Raw genomic sequence first — 14,843 nt, 5'->3', positions numbered from 1 at the left:
GCTGATATTCCCGTAAATATGAGGGAAAAACACGTTACAATAGCGGGATACTTCGTTTTCGCGAGACAGGAAGAAGAACATGGATATTAACAACAAAGCACGTATTCATTGGGCATGCCGTCGCGGTATGCGTGAGCTGGACATCTCGATCATGCCGTTTTTCGAACATGAATATGACAGCTTAAGTGACGAAGAAAAACGTATCTTTATCCGTCTGCTAGAATGTGATGATCCAGACTTATTTAACTGGTTGATGAATCATGGGAAACCGGCTGATGCTCAGCTAGAGCAGATGGTGCGACTTATCCAGACACGGAATCGGGAACGTGGTCCAGTGGCAATCTGATTTACGCGTTTCATGGCGCGCGCAATGGCTTTCGCTGCTCATTCATGGGCTGGTCGCGGTATTTATTTTATTGATGCCCTGGCCATTGAGCTACACCCCATTATGGCTGGTTCTGCTCTCTCTGGTGGTGTTCGATAGCGTCCGTAGCCAGCGCCGAATCAATGCCTGTCAGGGCGAGATTCGGCTGTTGATGGACGGTCGTCTGCGCTGGCAAGGGCAAGAGTGGACTATTGCTAGCGCACCCTGGATGGTCAAAACAGGCATGATGCTGCGTTTACGTTCCCATGCCGGAAAACGTCAGCATTTGTGGCTGGCGGCAGACAGTATGGATGACGCGGAGTGGCGGGATTTGCGGCGGTTAATACTGCAACAGGCGAGGCAGGGATAATGCTGATGAATGCCTGATGGCGTGCAGCGTTAAGGTCTACGGTTCGGTGCGACATGTAGGCCGGATATGGCGTTTACGCCTACATCCGGCAAAATGGTTATCAGGACCAGTGTTCGGCCATTTCACCAAGGATTTGCTCGCACCAGGCCTGAATGCGTTCATCGCTGAGATCGTACTGGTTTGTTTCATCCAGCGCCAGGCCAACAAACAGCTGTCCATCGGCAATGACGGGCTTATCGCTGGTAAATTCATACCCTTCGGTTGGCCAGTAACCAACAAATTTTACGCCTTTGGTGACCAGTTTATCGTGCAGCATACCCAGCGCATCCAGGAACCATTCACCGTATCCCAACTGATCGCCCATACCGTAAAGCGCAACAATTTTGCCTTCCAGGTTGAGGTCGTCCAGTTGCTCCCAGACCGCTTCCCAGTCCTCTTGGATTTCACCGAAATCCCAGGTTGGGATGCCTAAAATGAGCACGTCATACTGCTCCATTAAGGTCGGGGAATCATCTTTGAGGTTGTGCAGTGTCACCAGTTCGGGACCCAGGATATCGCGGATTTTTTCTGCTGCCATTTCGGTATAGCAGGTGCTGGAACCGTAAAAAAGACCCATGTTCATGACGTAAACATCTCAATTCTGCTGTAGCGTTGCGGGTAGTGTAACAGAATCGCCGCATTCTCGGCACAATGAGGCATAATGCATCAAAAATGAGAGTGAAATAAGGGGCGCGAGTGGAACAGGATCTGGCGCGCATCGAGCAGTTTCTTGATGCCCTGTGGCTGGAACGAAATCTGGCGGAAAACACGCTAAGTGCGTATCGTCGCGATCTGACCATGCTTGTTGAATGGCTACATCACCGCGGCGCCTCGCTTGCGACCGCGCAGAGTGATGACCTGCAAGCATTGCTGGCTGAGCGGATGGATGGGGGATATAAAGCCACCAGTTCCGCACGCTTGCTCAGTGCAATGCGGCGTTTTTTTCAACATCTGTACCGTGAAAAATATCGCGAAGATGACCCCAGCGCCTCGCTTGCATCACCTAAACTTCCGCAGCGTCTGCCCAAAGATCTCAGCGAAGCACAGGTCGAACGACTTCTGCAGGCGCCGCTGATAGAACAACCGCTGGAACTTCGCGACAAAGCCATGCTGGAAGTATTGTATGCCACAGGCCTGCGCGTGTCTGAACTGGTGGGGCTGACGATGAGTGACGTCAGCCTGCGTCAGGGCGTGGTTCGGGTGATCGGTAAAGGTAATAAAGAGCGCCTTGTCCCGTTAGGTGAGGAGGCGGTGTACTGGCTGGAAACGTACCTGGAGCATGGGCGTCCGTGGTTGCTCAACGGTGTATCAATAGATGTGCTGTTTCCCAGCCAGCGGGCGCAACAGATGACTCGTCAAACCTTCTGGCATCGTATCAAACACTATGCTGTGTTGGCTGGAATCGACAGCGAAAAGCTGTCCCCGCACGTCCTGCGGCATGCGTTTGCCACGCATCTGCTCAACCATGGCGCTGATCTGCGCGTGGTGCAGATGCTACTGGGGCATAGCGACCTCTCGACAACGCAGATTTATACTCATGTCGCAACGGAGCGCTTGCGGCAACTACATCAACAGCATCACCCGCGAGCGTGAGTGCTGACAGGAAAGGATAGGTTATGAAAAAACGTTTTATGATGTTCACCCTGCTGGCGACGGCGTTTTCCGGCATGGTACATGCAGACGATGCGGCGATTCGCCAGTCATTAGCGAAGCTGGGGGTTCAGAGTACCGAGATTCAGTCTGCTCCGGTTGCGGGCATGAAAACTGTACTGACCAATAGCGGCGTGTTGTACGTTACCGAAGACGGTAAACATATTATTCAGGGACCGATGTATGACGTGAGCGGTGCAAGCCCGGTAAACGTCACCAACCAACTGCTGATGAAGCATTTGAACGCGCTGGAAAACGAGATGATCGTCTACAAAGCGCCGCAGGAAAAACACGTCATCACCGTTTTCACCGACATCACCTGTGGCTACTGCCACAAGCTGCATGAAGAGATGAAAGACTACAATGCGTTAGGGATTACCGTACGCTATCTGGCCTTCCCTCGTCAGGGACTGGAAAGTCAGGCCGAGCAGGATATGAAATCTATCTGGTGTGCGAAGGACAAAAACAAAGCCTTTGACGACGCCATGGCTGGCAAAGATGTGAAGCCTGCGGCCTGTAATGTGGACATCGCTAACCACTACGCGCTGGGCGTACAGTTTGGCGTCAGCGGTACGCCGGCGATTGTGCTGAGCAATGGCTATGTAGTGCCTGGCTATCAGGGCCCGAAAGAGATGAAAGAATTCCTCGACGCACATGCAAAACAAACCAGCGGTAAATAATTCGCGTGAAACAACAGATACAACTTCGTCGGCGTGAAGCCGACGAGACCGCCGAGCTACCTGCCGACTTGCCGCCATTGCTGCGCCGTTTATACGCCAGCCGCGGCGTGCGCAGCGCGCAGGAGCTTGAGCGTAGTGTGAAAGGCATGCTGCCGTGGCAGCATTTGAACGGTGTCGAAAAAGCGGTTGAAATCCTCTATAACGCTTTTCGCGAAGGAACCCGAATCATCGTGGTCGGCGATTTTGACGCCGATGGCGCGACCAGCACCGCGCTCAGCATTCTGGCGATGCGCGCGTTGGGCTGCAGTAACGTGGACTACCTGGTGCCTAATCGTTTTGAAGACGGTTATGGCTTAAGCCCGGAAGTCGTTGATCAGGCCCATGCCCGGGGCGCTCAGTTGATTGTCACCGTCGACAACGGCATCTCGTCACACGCGGGTGTTGAACATGCCAGAACGCTGGGGATCCCGGTCGTTGTGACCGATCACCATCTGCCTGGGGACACGCTGCCGGGTGCTGAAGCGATCATCAATCCTAACCTGCACGATTGTGAATTCCCGTCTAAATCGCTGGCTGGCGTTGGCGTGGCCTTCTATCTGATGCTGGCGCTGCGCACCTTCCTGCGTGACAAAGGCTGGTTTGATGAACGAGGAATTGCGCCGCCGAACCTGGCGGATTTGCTCGATCTGGTTGCGCTTGGCACGGTGGCCGACGTGGTCCCGCTGGATGCCAATAACCGTATTCTGACGTGGCAAGGCTTAAGCCGTATTCGTGCCGGAAAGTGCCGCCCTGGTATAAAAGCGCTGCTGGAGATTTCCAATCGCGACCCACTCAAATTGGCTGCCAGTGATTTAGGTTTTGCCCTCGGGCCACGGCTGAATGCAGCGGGGCGTCTGGACGATATGTCCGTTGGCGTGGCGCTGTTGCTGTGCGACAACATTGGTGAAGCACGTGTGCTGGCCAATGAGCTGGACGCACTCAACCAGACGCGTAAAGAGATCGAGCAGGGTATGCAGGCGGAAGCGCTGACTCTGTGTGAAAAGCTGGAGCGCAGTAGCGATACGCTACCGGGCGGTCTGGCGATGTATCATCCCGAGTGGCATCAAGGAGTGGTGGGGATTCTGGCATCGCGTATTAAAGAGCGCTTTCACCGTCCGGTAATTGCGTTTGCCCCGGCCGGTGACGGTACGCTGAAAGGCTCCGGGCGCTCGATTCAGGGGCTGCACATGCGCGATGCGCTGGAGCGCCTGGACACTCTTCATCCAGGTATGATCCTCAAGTTTGGCGGTCACGCTATGGCGGCGGGTTTGTCGCTGGAAGAGGCGCAGTTTGAGCGTTTCCAGCAGCGTTTCGGCGAACTGGTAACCGAGTGGCTGGACCCCGCCTTACTGCAGGGTGAAGTGGTGTCAGACGGTGCTCTGAGCGCGGCGGAGATGACCATGGAGGTCGCGCAAATGCTGCGTGATGCCGGACCGTGGGGACAAATGTTCCCGGAACCGCTGTTTGACGGGCATTTCCGTCTGCTCCAGCAGCGTCTGGTCGGTGAGCGTCATCTGAAGGTGATGGTGGAGCCCGTCGGTGGTGGACCGTTGCTGGACGGTATTGCGTTCAACGTTGATACCACCTGCTGGCCGGATAACGGTGTTCGCGAAGTTCAGCTTGCCTACAAACTGGATATTAATGAGTTTCGCGGCAACCGCAGCCTGCAGATTATAATCGATAATATCTGGCCACTTTAGCGTCACTTTACACAAAATCATTCAAGCTGCATCGAGGCGGCAAGTGGATGAGTCTCCATGAGCGTACGAGTAGTACGTGACTGGGGAGAAATCGCGCAGCCAACAAAGAGGCAGCTTGAAGGATGATGTGTATATTCGCTATAAAAAAGGGTGTGGATTAGTTACAATCCCGCTCTTATAACCGCATTTTGACTAGTCCAATAAAAGAAATCAGACAATGTTTGAAATTAATCCGGTAAATAACCGCATTCAGGACCTCACGGAGCGCTCTAACGTTCTTAGGGGGTATCTTTGACTATGATGCCAAGAAAGAGCGTCTGGAAGAAGTAAACGCCGAGCTGGAACAGCCGGACGTATGGAACGAACCCGAACGCGCGCAGGCGCTGGGTAAAGAGCGTTCCTCCCTTGAGGCCATCGTTGATACGCTTGATCAGATGAGCCAGGGCCTGGAAGATGTCTCCGGCCTGCTGGAACTGGCTGTAGAAGCCGACGACGAAGAAACCTTTAACGAAGCCGTAGCAGAACTTGATACGCTGGAAGATAAGCTGGCCCAACTGGAATTCCGTCGTATGTTCTCCGGTGAATATGATAGCGCAGATTGCTATCTCGATATTCAGGCTGGCTCAGGCGGTACGGAAGCACAGGACTGGGCAAGCATGCTGATGCGTATGTACCTGCGTTGGGCTGAAGCGCGCGGCTTTAAGACTGAAATTATTGAAGAATCTGAAGGTGAAGTGGCGGGTATTAAATCCGTGACCATCAGAATTGCTGGCGAATATGCTTACGGTTGGTTGCGTACCGAAACCGGTGTACATCGCCTGGTGCGTAAAAGCCCGTTCGACTCCGGCGGTCGTCGCCATACGTCGTTCAGCTCTGCGTTTGTCTACCCGGAAGTTGACGATGATATTGATATCGATATCAACCCGGCGGACCTGCGTATTGACGTTTACCGCGCTTCTGGTGCGGGCGGTCAGCACGTTAACCGTACCGAATCTGCAGTGCGTATCACCCACATCCCGACCGGGATTGTGACGCAGTGTCAGAACGACCGTTCCCAGCACAAGAACAAAGACCAGGCCATGAAGCAGATGAAAGCGAAGCTTTATGAACTGGAAATGCAGAAGAAGAATGCCGAGAAACAGGCGATGGAAGATACTAAATCAGATATCGGCTGGGGTAGCCAGATTCGTTCTTATGTCCTTGATGACTCCCGCATCAAAGATCTGCGTACCGGGGTTGAAACCCGCAACACGCAGGCGGTGCTGGATGGCAGCCTGGATCAATTTATCGAAGCAAGTTTGAAAGCAGGGTTATGAGGAACCAACATGTCTGAACAACACGTACAGGGCGCTGACGCGGTAGCCGACCTTAACAATGAACTGAAAACGCGCCGTGAGAAGCTGGCGAGCCTGCGCGAGCAGGGGATCCCCTTCCCGAACGATTTCCGTCGCGATCATACCTCAGACCAACTGCATGCTGACTTCGACGCGAAAGAAAACGAAGAGCTGGAAGCGCTGAACATTGAGGTTTCCGTTGCTGGCCGTATGATGACCCGCCGTATTATGGGTAAAGCATCATTCGTTACGCTGCAGGATGTTGGCGGCCGCATTCAGTTGTACGTTGCTCGCGACGATCTGCCGGAAGGCGTCTACAACGAGCAGTTCAAAAAATGGGATCTGGGCGATATCCTCGGCGCGAAAGGTAAGTTGTTCAAGACCAAGACCGGTGAGCTGTCTATCCACTGCACCGAGCTGCGTCTGCTGACGAAAGCGTTGCGTCCATTGCCGGATAAATTCCACGGTCTGCAGGATCAGGAAGCGCGCTATCGTCAACGCTACCTGGACCTCATCTCTAACGATGAATCCCGTAATACCTTTAAAGTGCGTTCACAGATTATGGCTGGTATCCGTCAGTTCATGGTTGGTCGTGGCTTTATGGAAGTAGAAACCCCGATGATGCAGGTGATCCCTGGCGGGGCGGCAGCGCGTCCGTTTATCACCCATCATAACGCGCTGGATCTGGACATGTACCTGCGTATCGCACCGGAACTGTACCTCAAGCGCCTGGTGGTTGGCGGCTTCGAACGCGTATTCGAAATTAACCGTAACTTCCGTAACGAAGGCATCTCTGTTCGCCATAATCCAGAGTTCACTATGATGGAACTCTACATGGCTTATGCGGACTACAAAGATCTGATCGAACTGACCGAATCGCTGTTCCGTACGCTGGCGCAGAACGTTCTGGGAACGACTGAAGTGCCTTACGGCGAAGAAGTCTTTGACTTTGGTAAGCCGTTCGAAAAACTGACGATGCGCGAAGCGATTCAGAAATACCGTCCGGAAACCAACATGGCCGATCTGGATAACTTCGATTCTGCAAAAGCGATTGCGGAATCTATCGGCATCAAAGTTGAGAAGAGCTGGGGTCTGGGCCGTATCGTGACCGAGATCTTTGAAGAAGTTGCAGAGGCGCACCTGATTCAACCGACCTTCATTACCGAGTACCCGGCAGAAGTTTCTCCGCTGGCGCGTCGTAATGATGAAAATCCGGAAATCACCGATCGCTTCGAATTCTTCATTGGCGGACGTGAAATCGGTAACGGCTTCAGCGAGCTGAACGATGCAGAAGATCAGGCGCAGCGTTTCCAGGATCAGGTTAACGCCAAAGATGCAGGTGACGACGAAGCGATGTTCTACGACGAAGACTATGTTACCGCTCTGGAACACGGTCTGCCGCCGACTGCGGGCCTGGGCATTGGTATCGACCGTATGGTTATGCTGTTCACAAACAGCCATACTATCCGCGACGTAATCCTGTTCCCGGCAATGCGCCCGGTTAAGTAAGATGTGAAATGCCGGATGGCGGCTGATGCCTTATCAGGCCTACGATGCGTTATGTAGGCTTGATGGGCGTAGCCCCGTCAGGCAATCAATTCCCGTTGGCAAACTTGCGCAGTAACTCCCGCGCCTTAACATCTGAAACCTGCATTACCATCCACGGGCTAAAAGCCCACGGCGTCGCGTCAATCCCGCTCAATACATCCTCAAGATTGCTCCACTGGGAATCCATCACTTCATCTGGGTTTAGCTGTAGCTCACTGACGATATGTGCGGCATAAACCGGGCATACTTCGTTTTCCACTATTCCACTCGGGTCCGTGGCGCAATAACGAAAATCAGCATACACGGGGCTGAGCGAGTCGATATCTGCACCCAGCTCGAAGCAAGCCCGGCGGATAATAGCGGCTTCGGTGCTTTCACCCAACTGCGGGTGACCGCAGACAGAGTTGGTCCAGACGCCTGGCCAGGCTTTTTTGTGCAGCGAACGGCGGGTGACCAGCAGTTGACCCTGCTCGTTAAATATCCAGCATGAGAAAGCAGAGTGCAGGGGGGTTGTGGCGGTATGCGCCGCATACTTTTCCAGTGTTCCACAGGGCTGGCCCTGCTCATTCAATAAAATGACATGTTCCTGTCGCATAGCGTCCACCATCAATCTTAAGCATTCACATTATATGCTTTATTAAGTCAGAATGATTAACAGAGGGTGTGAAATGCCAGAGTCGACGCTTAGTTGCGCGATATGATTTGGCATCCGGTTTCTGGCTGCTATGATAAAGCGTCTGAAAATGTTGCGAGGTATTGTTTTGAGTGCAGGACGCCTGAAGAAAAATGGCCTGAGTATCGCGATGCTGCTGTGTGTCGGTCTGCTGTTAGCAGGCTGTTCCGGGAGCAAGTCGTCTGATACAGGAAGTTATTCCGGCTCCGTGTATACCGTGAAGCGGGGAGATACGCTATACCGTATTTCGCGCGCCACCGGGACCAGCGTAAAAGAGCTTGCACGCCTGAATAATATTTCACCGCCCTATACCATTGAAGTGGGGCAAAAGCTGAAGGTCAGCGGCGGCGCGAAAACCAGTTCAGGCTCTGGCAAAACAACTACGAAATCCTCAACCAAAACGGCGGCGGTCAGACCATCTTCGTCCGTACCGCAGTCCTCCTGGCCACCGGTAGGACAGCGCTGCTGGCAGTGGCCTGCCAGCGGTAAAGTGATTCTGCCTTATTCAACCGCGGACGGCGGCAATAAAGGCATTGATATCTCAGCTGCGCGCGGTACGCCGATTTATGCCGCCGGAGCCGGGAAGGTGGTTTATGTCGGTAATCAGCTACGGGGCTACGGTAATCTCATTATGATTAAGCACAGTGAGGACTACATCACTGCGTATGCGCATAATGACACCATGTTGGTGAACAACGGTCAAAACGTGAAAGCCGGGCAGAAAATCGCGACGATGGGCAGCTCGGATGCGACCACGGTGCGGCTGCATTTCCAGATCCGCTATCGGGCGACGGCTATCGATCCGCTGCGTTATTTGCCACCAAAGGGCAGTAAGCCAAAATGCTGACGGTGAATTAATCGCCAGTCAGTCAGTTAGTCCCTTGCCAAGAAGAGCGTAAGGTTTATAATCCCTTACGCACTCCAATGCGGGCGTAGTTCAATGGTAGAACGAGAGCTTCCCAAGCTCTATACGAGGGTTCGATTCCCTTCGCCCGCTCCAAACTCAAGTCTTCTGAAGTCTACCCAACTCAATTTTTCCTTGATAAATCAGCAGTTATAGCATTCTATTAGTCTATTGAACTCAATAATACTCCCCCAGGGTCAAGCTCAATGTGGGGGTATGGATGGGGGTATAATTGTACCCCATGCTGAGAGGTACCCCCAATGAAGTTAACTGCTCGTCAGGTTGAAACTGCAAAGCCGAAAGAGAAGCCCTACAAATTGGCTGATGGTGGGAGTCTTTACTTATTGGTTAACCCCAACGGTAAGAAATACTGGCGTCTGAAGTATCGTACGCCTGGAGGGGAAAATGTACTTGCGCTTGGTGTTTATCCTGCTGTTTCTTTAGCTGAAGCACGAAGCAAGCGTGAGGATGCTAAAAGAACATTAGCAGCTGGTAACGATCCTTCTCTCGAAAGAAAAATGGAGAAGCTCAGTCGCAAGCAGGACGCTGAAAACTCGTTTGAGGCTATCACTCGGGAGTGGTATCAGCGTCGCTATGATCGCTGGTCTGTCTCCTATCGTGAAGAGATGATGAGAACCTTTGAGAAGGATGTATTTCCTTATATCGGCCACCGACCAATCAAAGATATCAAACCGATGGAGTTGCTTGCTGTTCTTTCAAAGATAGAAACTCGAGGAGCAACTGAGAAGGTCCGTAAGGTTCGCCAGCGTTGTGGAGAGGTCTGGAAGTATGCGGTTGTGACTGGCAGGGCTGAGTACAATCCAGCTCCCGATCTAGCCAGCGCCGTAGCTCCCCATGAGAAAGAGCACTATGCTTTTTTGACCCAGGATGAACTGCCTGAGTTTCTTCGGACTCTGAACACCTATGCCGGTAGTGTGATTGTTAAGATTGCGATGCAATTACTTATTTTGACTGGAGTAAGGCCTGGGGAATTGAGGCAAGCGGAGTGGCAGGAGTTTGATTTTGAGCGGAAGGTTTGGAACGTACCAGCAGAGCGAATGAAAATGCGCCGACCTCATCTGGTTCCGTTATCAAGCCAGGCAATTGACCTGCTTAATCAGCTTAAACCCATGACGGGAGCAGGAGAGTTGCTGTTCCCAGGACGTAATAATCCTAAGAAACCGATGAGTGATATGGCATTGACTGTGTTGGTAAGGCGCATCGGCTATGCAGGACGCGTTACAGGGCATGGATTCCGCCACACGATGAGTACCATTTTGCATGAGCAGGGATTTAACTCGGCCTGGATCGAGCTACAGCTGGCTCACGTCGATAAGAACTCAATTCGTGGAACGTATAACCATGCTCAATATCTGGAGGGGAGGAGGGCGATGATGCAGTGGTATGGTGATTTTACTAGTAATTTAGGCAAGGAAGGGATTATTACAAGCTGAAATGTTGAAAGGCAGTCTCGAAAAGCAATTGCATTCGTCTGGGTACCTAGACGTCTGGATGGATGTAATTCAATATATGCTGCTAACTGCAATAGTTGAAAACCAGAGAAATAGTGGCTATTGCTACAAATTTTTTGCCTAAGTCAAAACTTGGTCTGCCTATACACTGATGCTATTTTAGACAAAACTAAATAAGGGAGGTAAGTATGTTTGAGGCGATCCAGCCATTGGATATATACAATAAGAACATCAACATACTGATTGGCTCAGGCGCTTCAGCAGACTTGTTCCCGACGCTGTCCCTAGCCATCAAGAATGCAGAGGGACGGCGAGAAACGATCGAAACGCTCGCCACACAGTTTGAAAACTCGCCAGAGAAGCGAACCGCGTTATTCATGCACTACTACAACACATGTATTTTTCCAGTGCAGACATTCAATCCAAGTTTCGTTACAACGAATAAAGGAAAAGAAAATCTCAAGAATTATGAGATTTTTTTAACAACCCTTTTGGGGTTGTTGGATAGAAGGAAAGACCTCAACCGCAAAATCAATATTTTTACCACAAACTATGATGGATGCCTGTCCCATACAGCTGACAGCCTTCTCATGAAGGGATCACATGATTTTGTGGTGAATGATGGTACCTCCGGATTTCACACAAAGCATCTTCATTCCAAAAACTTCAGTACGTTTCAATGTCAAACTGGAGTATTTGAACGAAGCAACTATGGCATCCCGCAGCTAAACATTATCCATCTTCACGGTTCGGTTTACTGGTCAAAAAGCGGTGATAAGATTGAAGTCAATTACCGCAATGATTTTAGTAACCTTTTGACAGAAGAGACACTCGGAAATTTAAATGGATATTCCGAATTTCTTGGTGTCGATGGCAACAGAACTGAAGGCATTCCATCCTTGGCATTCAGTCAAGACCAGATAGATATTTTCTGGGGGGAGTACAATAAGCTACCTATTGTCAACCCCACTAAGTGGAAGTTTTACGAAACTGTCTTCGAAGAACACTACTACCAGATGCTCAGGCTATTAAGCTATGAGCTTGAAAAACCAAATTCTATACTCATAACATTTGGCTTTTCGTTTGCTGATGAACACATTCTCAGACTTATCCAACGCTCCCTCTCCAACCCACAACTTCATACTTTTATTTGTTGTTATAGCAACAATAGTGCAAATAGCATGCGGGAAGAATTCAAATCTTGGAAAAACGTCCAAGTAATTGGGCCCGCTGAAGATATGAATATGGACTTCACCAATTTCAATAAATATGTTTTCTCACTCACGCCAGACACTTATGAACCTCCATTAAAAGCTGAAGAGGAGGATCTGATATGAGTATCATCGTAGGTGAGGTTATTGCAGTGAGTGGAGTGCGTATCTCCCTTCGAATTTTTGAAGACTCCAATCATGAGACTATTTTCTACGGAGGAGTTAAGTACAGAGGTATTTCACTTCGGGAGCACGTATCTATTCAGCGAGGCTTTATAGATATTGTCTGTCTTGTTGAAGGTGAATTTTTGGATGAGAAAAGGCTAGAGACTGATGCCGAGAAGGTCCAATATGTACGAAAAGTGGATGTTCGCCCCATTGGTTATATAGTAGATGATAAGTTTTTTGAAGGTGTGAAGTACATGCCGATGATCCGAGACAAGGCATCTCTACTCAGCGAACTTATGGTAGGGAAAATTTATGGGGCGGACGGTAAAACAGGTTTTTCTATTGGCTCTATGCTCAAGGAGAATGTACCCATCAACCTCCCATGGATGCGATTATTCAACAGCCATTTGGGCATATTTGGTAACACCGGGAGTGGTAAATCTAATACGCTAGCTAAACTTTATACTACACTTTTTAATGAGCGGCTCCAAGCATTACAGCACAAGAGCCAGTTCGTTATCATAGATTTTAATGGTGAATACACGGAAGATCAGCTACTACCAGCTAAGAATAAGCAAATCACAGTGCTGGACTCTAAAAAAGCAAAGCACAAATTCAAGATTGAAGGCGCTCATTTTTGGGATGTCGAAACCCTAAGCCTCTTGTTTCAGGCAACTACGAACACACAACAGCCATTTCTGCGTCGCGTTCTATCTGGTAAGGAAAAATTTAAAACTACGCCACTCAAAAGGTATGTAGAAAAGGTTTTTGAAAAAGTTTTTAGTACAGGTGAAGCGAAATCAGATGCTTTGGATTTGAGCCGTGAAATTGCACGCATGATTGACTGCGAATTGCTTCAAGAACATTTAAAAGGAATTATTTATTACAATAAAGATAAGTATTTTAAGCATGCCAGCGGCACGTACTATAATTCAAATGGCAATGGATTTGACGCGAATATCAAACCCATTATTGATGAGAGTGTTAATTTAGATGGAATTGATCAATTCGACGAACTAATATTGCGGTGCTACCTCCAACTCTGTTCAGATGTTGTATTTGGCTATGCCCAATACGAACACATTCAACCGGTGCTAGCTAGGGCCAAATCATCTATATCGGCTCTGCGTAATGTTCTTGAAATCGTTGATGTGCCACAACCTCCGCATCTCTTACATGTCATCTCTTTAAAGAAATGCAAGAATGAGATAAAAAAGATCTTGCCACTGCTTGTAGCCAAAAATTTCTACACAAATCATAAAGATGCAGAGAATCTTAAAAGCCCTCCAAGCCGGACTCTGCACCTTATCATTGATGAGGCACACAATATTTTGTCAGAGCAGTCCACCCGTGAGCATGAAATCTGGAAAGACTACCGGCTTGAACTCTTTGAAGAAATAATTAAGGAGGGACGCAAGTATGGCGTATACCTCACACTATCTAGTCAGCGGCCTGCAGATATTTCACCTACTATTGTTTCCCAGATTCACAATTTCTTCATACACCGATTGGTTAACGATCGCGACCTTATGCTATTAGACAATACAATTAGCACGTTAGATTCCAGTTCTAAGGCTCTCATACCGACTCTAGCCAAGGGCTGCTGCGTAGTCACTGGAACCGCTTTTGATCTTCCAATGATATTGAAAATTGACCCGCTGCTGAAACAGCATCGACCCAGCAGCGACGATGTGAACCTTGAAGAACTTTGGGCGCTACCTCCAGCTTAATATTAACTCTAACAGAATGTGCCCTGTGGATGTCTTCAGGGCTTCCTAGTATAAGAGGTTACTCTAGATTATCTCGCTGTCCATACTAGACGTAGAGAGAAGCTTTGCTTCTTTCATATATGGAAATTCAAATATATTTTTTGACATTGCACTGTTATAGAGAGAAACTGCGAGATAATAGCAGGAGGGCTTATGCCACAATTATCAGCATTACAACTCTTCAAAAACCTCTCCGATGAAACCCGTTTGGGCATCGTGTTGCTGCTCAGAGAGATGGGAGAGCTGTGCGTGTGCGATCTCTGTACAGCGCTGGATCAGTCGCAGCCCAAGATCTCCCGCCATCTGGCAATGCTCCGGGAAAGCGGTCTATTGCTGGATCGCAAGCAGGGGAAATGGGTTCATTATCGCTTATCCCCGCATATTCCATTCTGGGCTGCTCAGGTGATTGAGCAGGCCTGGTTAAGCCAACAGGACGATGTACAGGCCATCGCCCGTAAGCTGGCATCGGCAAACTGCTCTGGTAGCGGTAAGGCTGTTTGCATCTAAAAAATTTGCCTGAACATATATGTTTTTCCAAATGTGAGGTATTCAGAATGAAGACGTTAACGGTGTTTGACCCGGCAATGTGCTGCAGTACCGGCGTATGTGGCTCAGATGTCGATCAGGTTCTGGTTGATTTTTCTGCTGATGTGCAGTGGCTGAAAGGACGTGGTGTACAGGTTGAACGTTACAACCTGGCGCAGCAGCCCATGAGCTTTGTTCAGAATGAGAAAGCGAAAGCATTCCTCGAAGCATCTGGAGCAGAAGGTCTTCCGTTACTGCTATTGGACGGTGAAACGGTGATGGCAGGGCGATACCCAAAACGCGCTGAGCTGGCTCGCTGGTTCGGTATTCCGCTGGAGAAGGTAGGGTTAGCTCCCACCAGCTGCTGTGGTGGTAATACTTCCTGTTGCTGAATATG

General features: G+C 49.9%; 15 protein-coding genes and 1 tRNA gene. 14 read left to right on the top strand and 2 right to left on the bottom strand.

Annotated features, from left to right (window positions below):
• The first annotated feature begins 79 nt into the window (after positions 1-79).
• Both sdhE and GPJ68_RS20330 read left to right on the top strand, forming a co-directional pair.
• Complete coding sequence (gene sdhE, locus GPJ68_RS20335) at positions 80-346, top strand: FAD assembly factor SdhE (protein ID WP_016154349.1); 267 nt, start codon at positions 80-82, stop codon at positions 344-346.
• Positions 327-734 carry a protein YgfX gene (locus tag GPJ68_RS20330; RefSeq protein WP_104651977.1) on the top strand — a complete coding sequence of 136 codons (408 nt, stop codon included), beginning with the start codon at positions 327-329 and terminating at the stop codon, positions 732-734. The genes sdhE and GPJ68_RS20330 overlap by 20 nt, the downstream gene beginning before the upstream one ends.
• Before the next feature lie 100 nt (positions 735-834).
• Here the strand turns inward: GPJ68_RS20330 and fldB are convergent, their stop codons facing one another.
• Positions 835-1,356 (bottom strand): flavodoxin FldB, encoded by a 522-nt coding sequence (gene fldB, locus GPJ68_RS20325; protein WP_016154347.1) that lies wholly within the window; start codon positions 1,354-1,356, stop codon positions 835-837.
• A gap of 113 nt (positions 1,357-1,469) precedes the next feature.
• On the opposite strand from fldB, the gene xerD reads away from it, so the two are divergent.
• The 5 genes from xerD to lysS all read left to right on the top strand — a co-directional run bounded on the left by xerD (position 1,470) and on the right by lysS (position 7,685).
• Positions 1,470-2,366 carry a site-specific tyrosine recombinase XerD gene (xerD, locus tag GPJ68_RS20320; protein WP_016154346.1) on the top strand — a complete coding sequence of 299 codons (897 nt, stop codon included), beginning with the start codon at positions 1,470-1,472 and terminating at the stop codon, positions 2,364-2,366.
• A gap of 23 nt (positions 2,367-2,389) precedes the next feature.
• Positions 2,390-3,103: a bifunctional protein-disulfide isomerase/oxidoreductase DsbC gene (gene dsbC / locus GPJ68_RS20315; RefSeq protein ID WP_047414418.1), complete on the top strand. Its 714-nt coding sequence runs from the start codon at positions 2,390-2,392 to the stop codon at positions 3,101-3,103.
• 5 nt (positions 3,104-3,108) lie between these two features.
• On the top strand, positions 3,109-4,842 hold the full coding sequence (gene recJ / locus GPJ68_RS20310; protein ID WP_016157413.1) for a single-stranded-DNA-specific exonuclease RecJ: 1,734 nt from the start codon (positions 3,109-3,111) through the stop codon (positions 4,840-4,842).
• A gap of 217 nt (positions 4,843-5,059) precedes the next feature.
• Positions 5,060-6,158, top strand: a protein-coding gene (prfB, locus tag GPJ68_RS20305) for a peptide chain release factor 2 (RefSeq protein WP_100250065.1) whose coding sequence is annotated in 2 segments (ribosomal slippage) — positions 5,060-5,134 and positions 5,136-6,158 — 1,098 coding nt in all. Because the reading frame shifts where the segments join, the coding sequence is not laid out codon by codon here.
• A 9-nt stretch (positions 6,159-6,167) separates the two neighbouring features.
• Complete coding sequence (lysS, locus tag GPJ68_RS20300; RefSeq protein WP_005123357.1) at positions 6,168-7,685, top strand: lysine--tRNA ligase; 1,518 nt, start codon at positions 6,168-6,170, stop codon at positions 7,683-7,685.
• Positions 7,686-7,770: 85 nt separating this feature from the next.
• On the opposite strand, the gene idi is transcribed toward lysS, so the two are convergent.
• Positions 7,771-8,319 (bottom strand): isopentenyl-diphosphate Delta-isomerase, encoded by a 549-nt coding sequence (gene idi / locus GPJ68_RS20295; RefSeq protein ID WP_047357819.1) that lies wholly within the window; start codon positions 8,317-8,319, stop codon positions 7,771-7,773.
• A 166-nt stretch (positions 8,320-8,485) separates the two neighbouring features.
• Here idi and actS point away from each other — a divergent pair, with 166 nt between their 5' ends.
• The 7 genes from actS (at position 8,486) to arsD (ending at position 14,838) form a co-directional block, all read left to right on the top strand.
• Positions 8,486-9,244, top strand: a complete 759-nt coding sequence (gene actS, locus GPJ68_RS20290; protein WP_046274955.1) for an amidase activator ActS — start codon at positions 8,486-8,488, stop codon at positions 9,242-9,244.
• Between the two features lie 79 nt (positions 9,245-9,323).
• A tRNA-Gly gene (locus tag GPJ68_RS20285) sits at positions 9,324-9,397 on the top strand.
• Between the two features lie 164 nt (positions 9,398-9,561).
• On the top strand, positions 9,562-10,755 hold the full coding sequence (locus tag GPJ68_RS20280; RefSeq protein WP_000778549.1) for a tyrosine-type recombinase/integrase: 1,194 nt from the start codon (positions 9,562-9,564) through the stop codon (positions 10,753-10,755).
• 206 nt (positions 10,756-10,961) lie between these two features.
• A complete protein-coding gene (locus tag GPJ68_RS20275) occupies positions 10,962-12,110 on the top strand; it encodes an SIR2 family protein (protein WP_000460992.1) in 1,149 nt (382 codons plus the stop codon).
• Positions 12,107-13,882 carry an ATP-binding protein gene (locus tag GPJ68_RS20270; RefSeq protein WP_000022894.1) on the top strand — a complete coding sequence of 592 codons (1,776 nt, stop codon included), beginning with the start codon at positions 12,107-12,109 and terminating at the stop codon, positions 13,880-13,882. The genes GPJ68_RS20275 and GPJ68_RS20270 overlap by 4 nt, the downstream gene beginning before the upstream one ends.
• A gap of 192 nt (positions 13,883-14,074) precedes the next feature.
• The gene (gene arsR / locus GPJ68_RS20265) at positions 14,075-14,428 is read left to right on the top strand and encodes an As(III)-sensing metalloregulatory transcriptional repressor ArsR (RefSeq protein ID WP_001135895.1); all 354 of its coding nucleotides are present in this window, start codon (positions 14,075-14,077) and stop codon (positions 14,426-14,428) included.
• Positions 14,429-14,475: 47 nt separating this feature from the next.
• Positions 14,476-14,838: an arsenite efflux transporter metallochaperone ArsD gene (arsD, locus tag GPJ68_RS20260; RefSeq protein WP_000855179.1), complete on the top strand. Its 363-nt coding sequence runs from the start codon at positions 14,476-14,478 to the stop codon at positions 14,836-14,838.
• Positions 14,839-14,843 lie beyond the last annotated feature (5 nt).

Origin of the sequence: Citrobacter sp. 172116965 (genome assembly GCF_013458095.1) — a bacterium.
Taxonomy (GTDB): Bacteria; Pseudomonadota; Gammaproteobacteria; order Enterobacterales; family Enterobacteriaceae; genus Citrobacter; species Citrobacter braakii.
This window is presented reverse-complemented; position numbering and strand designations above follow the sequence as displayed.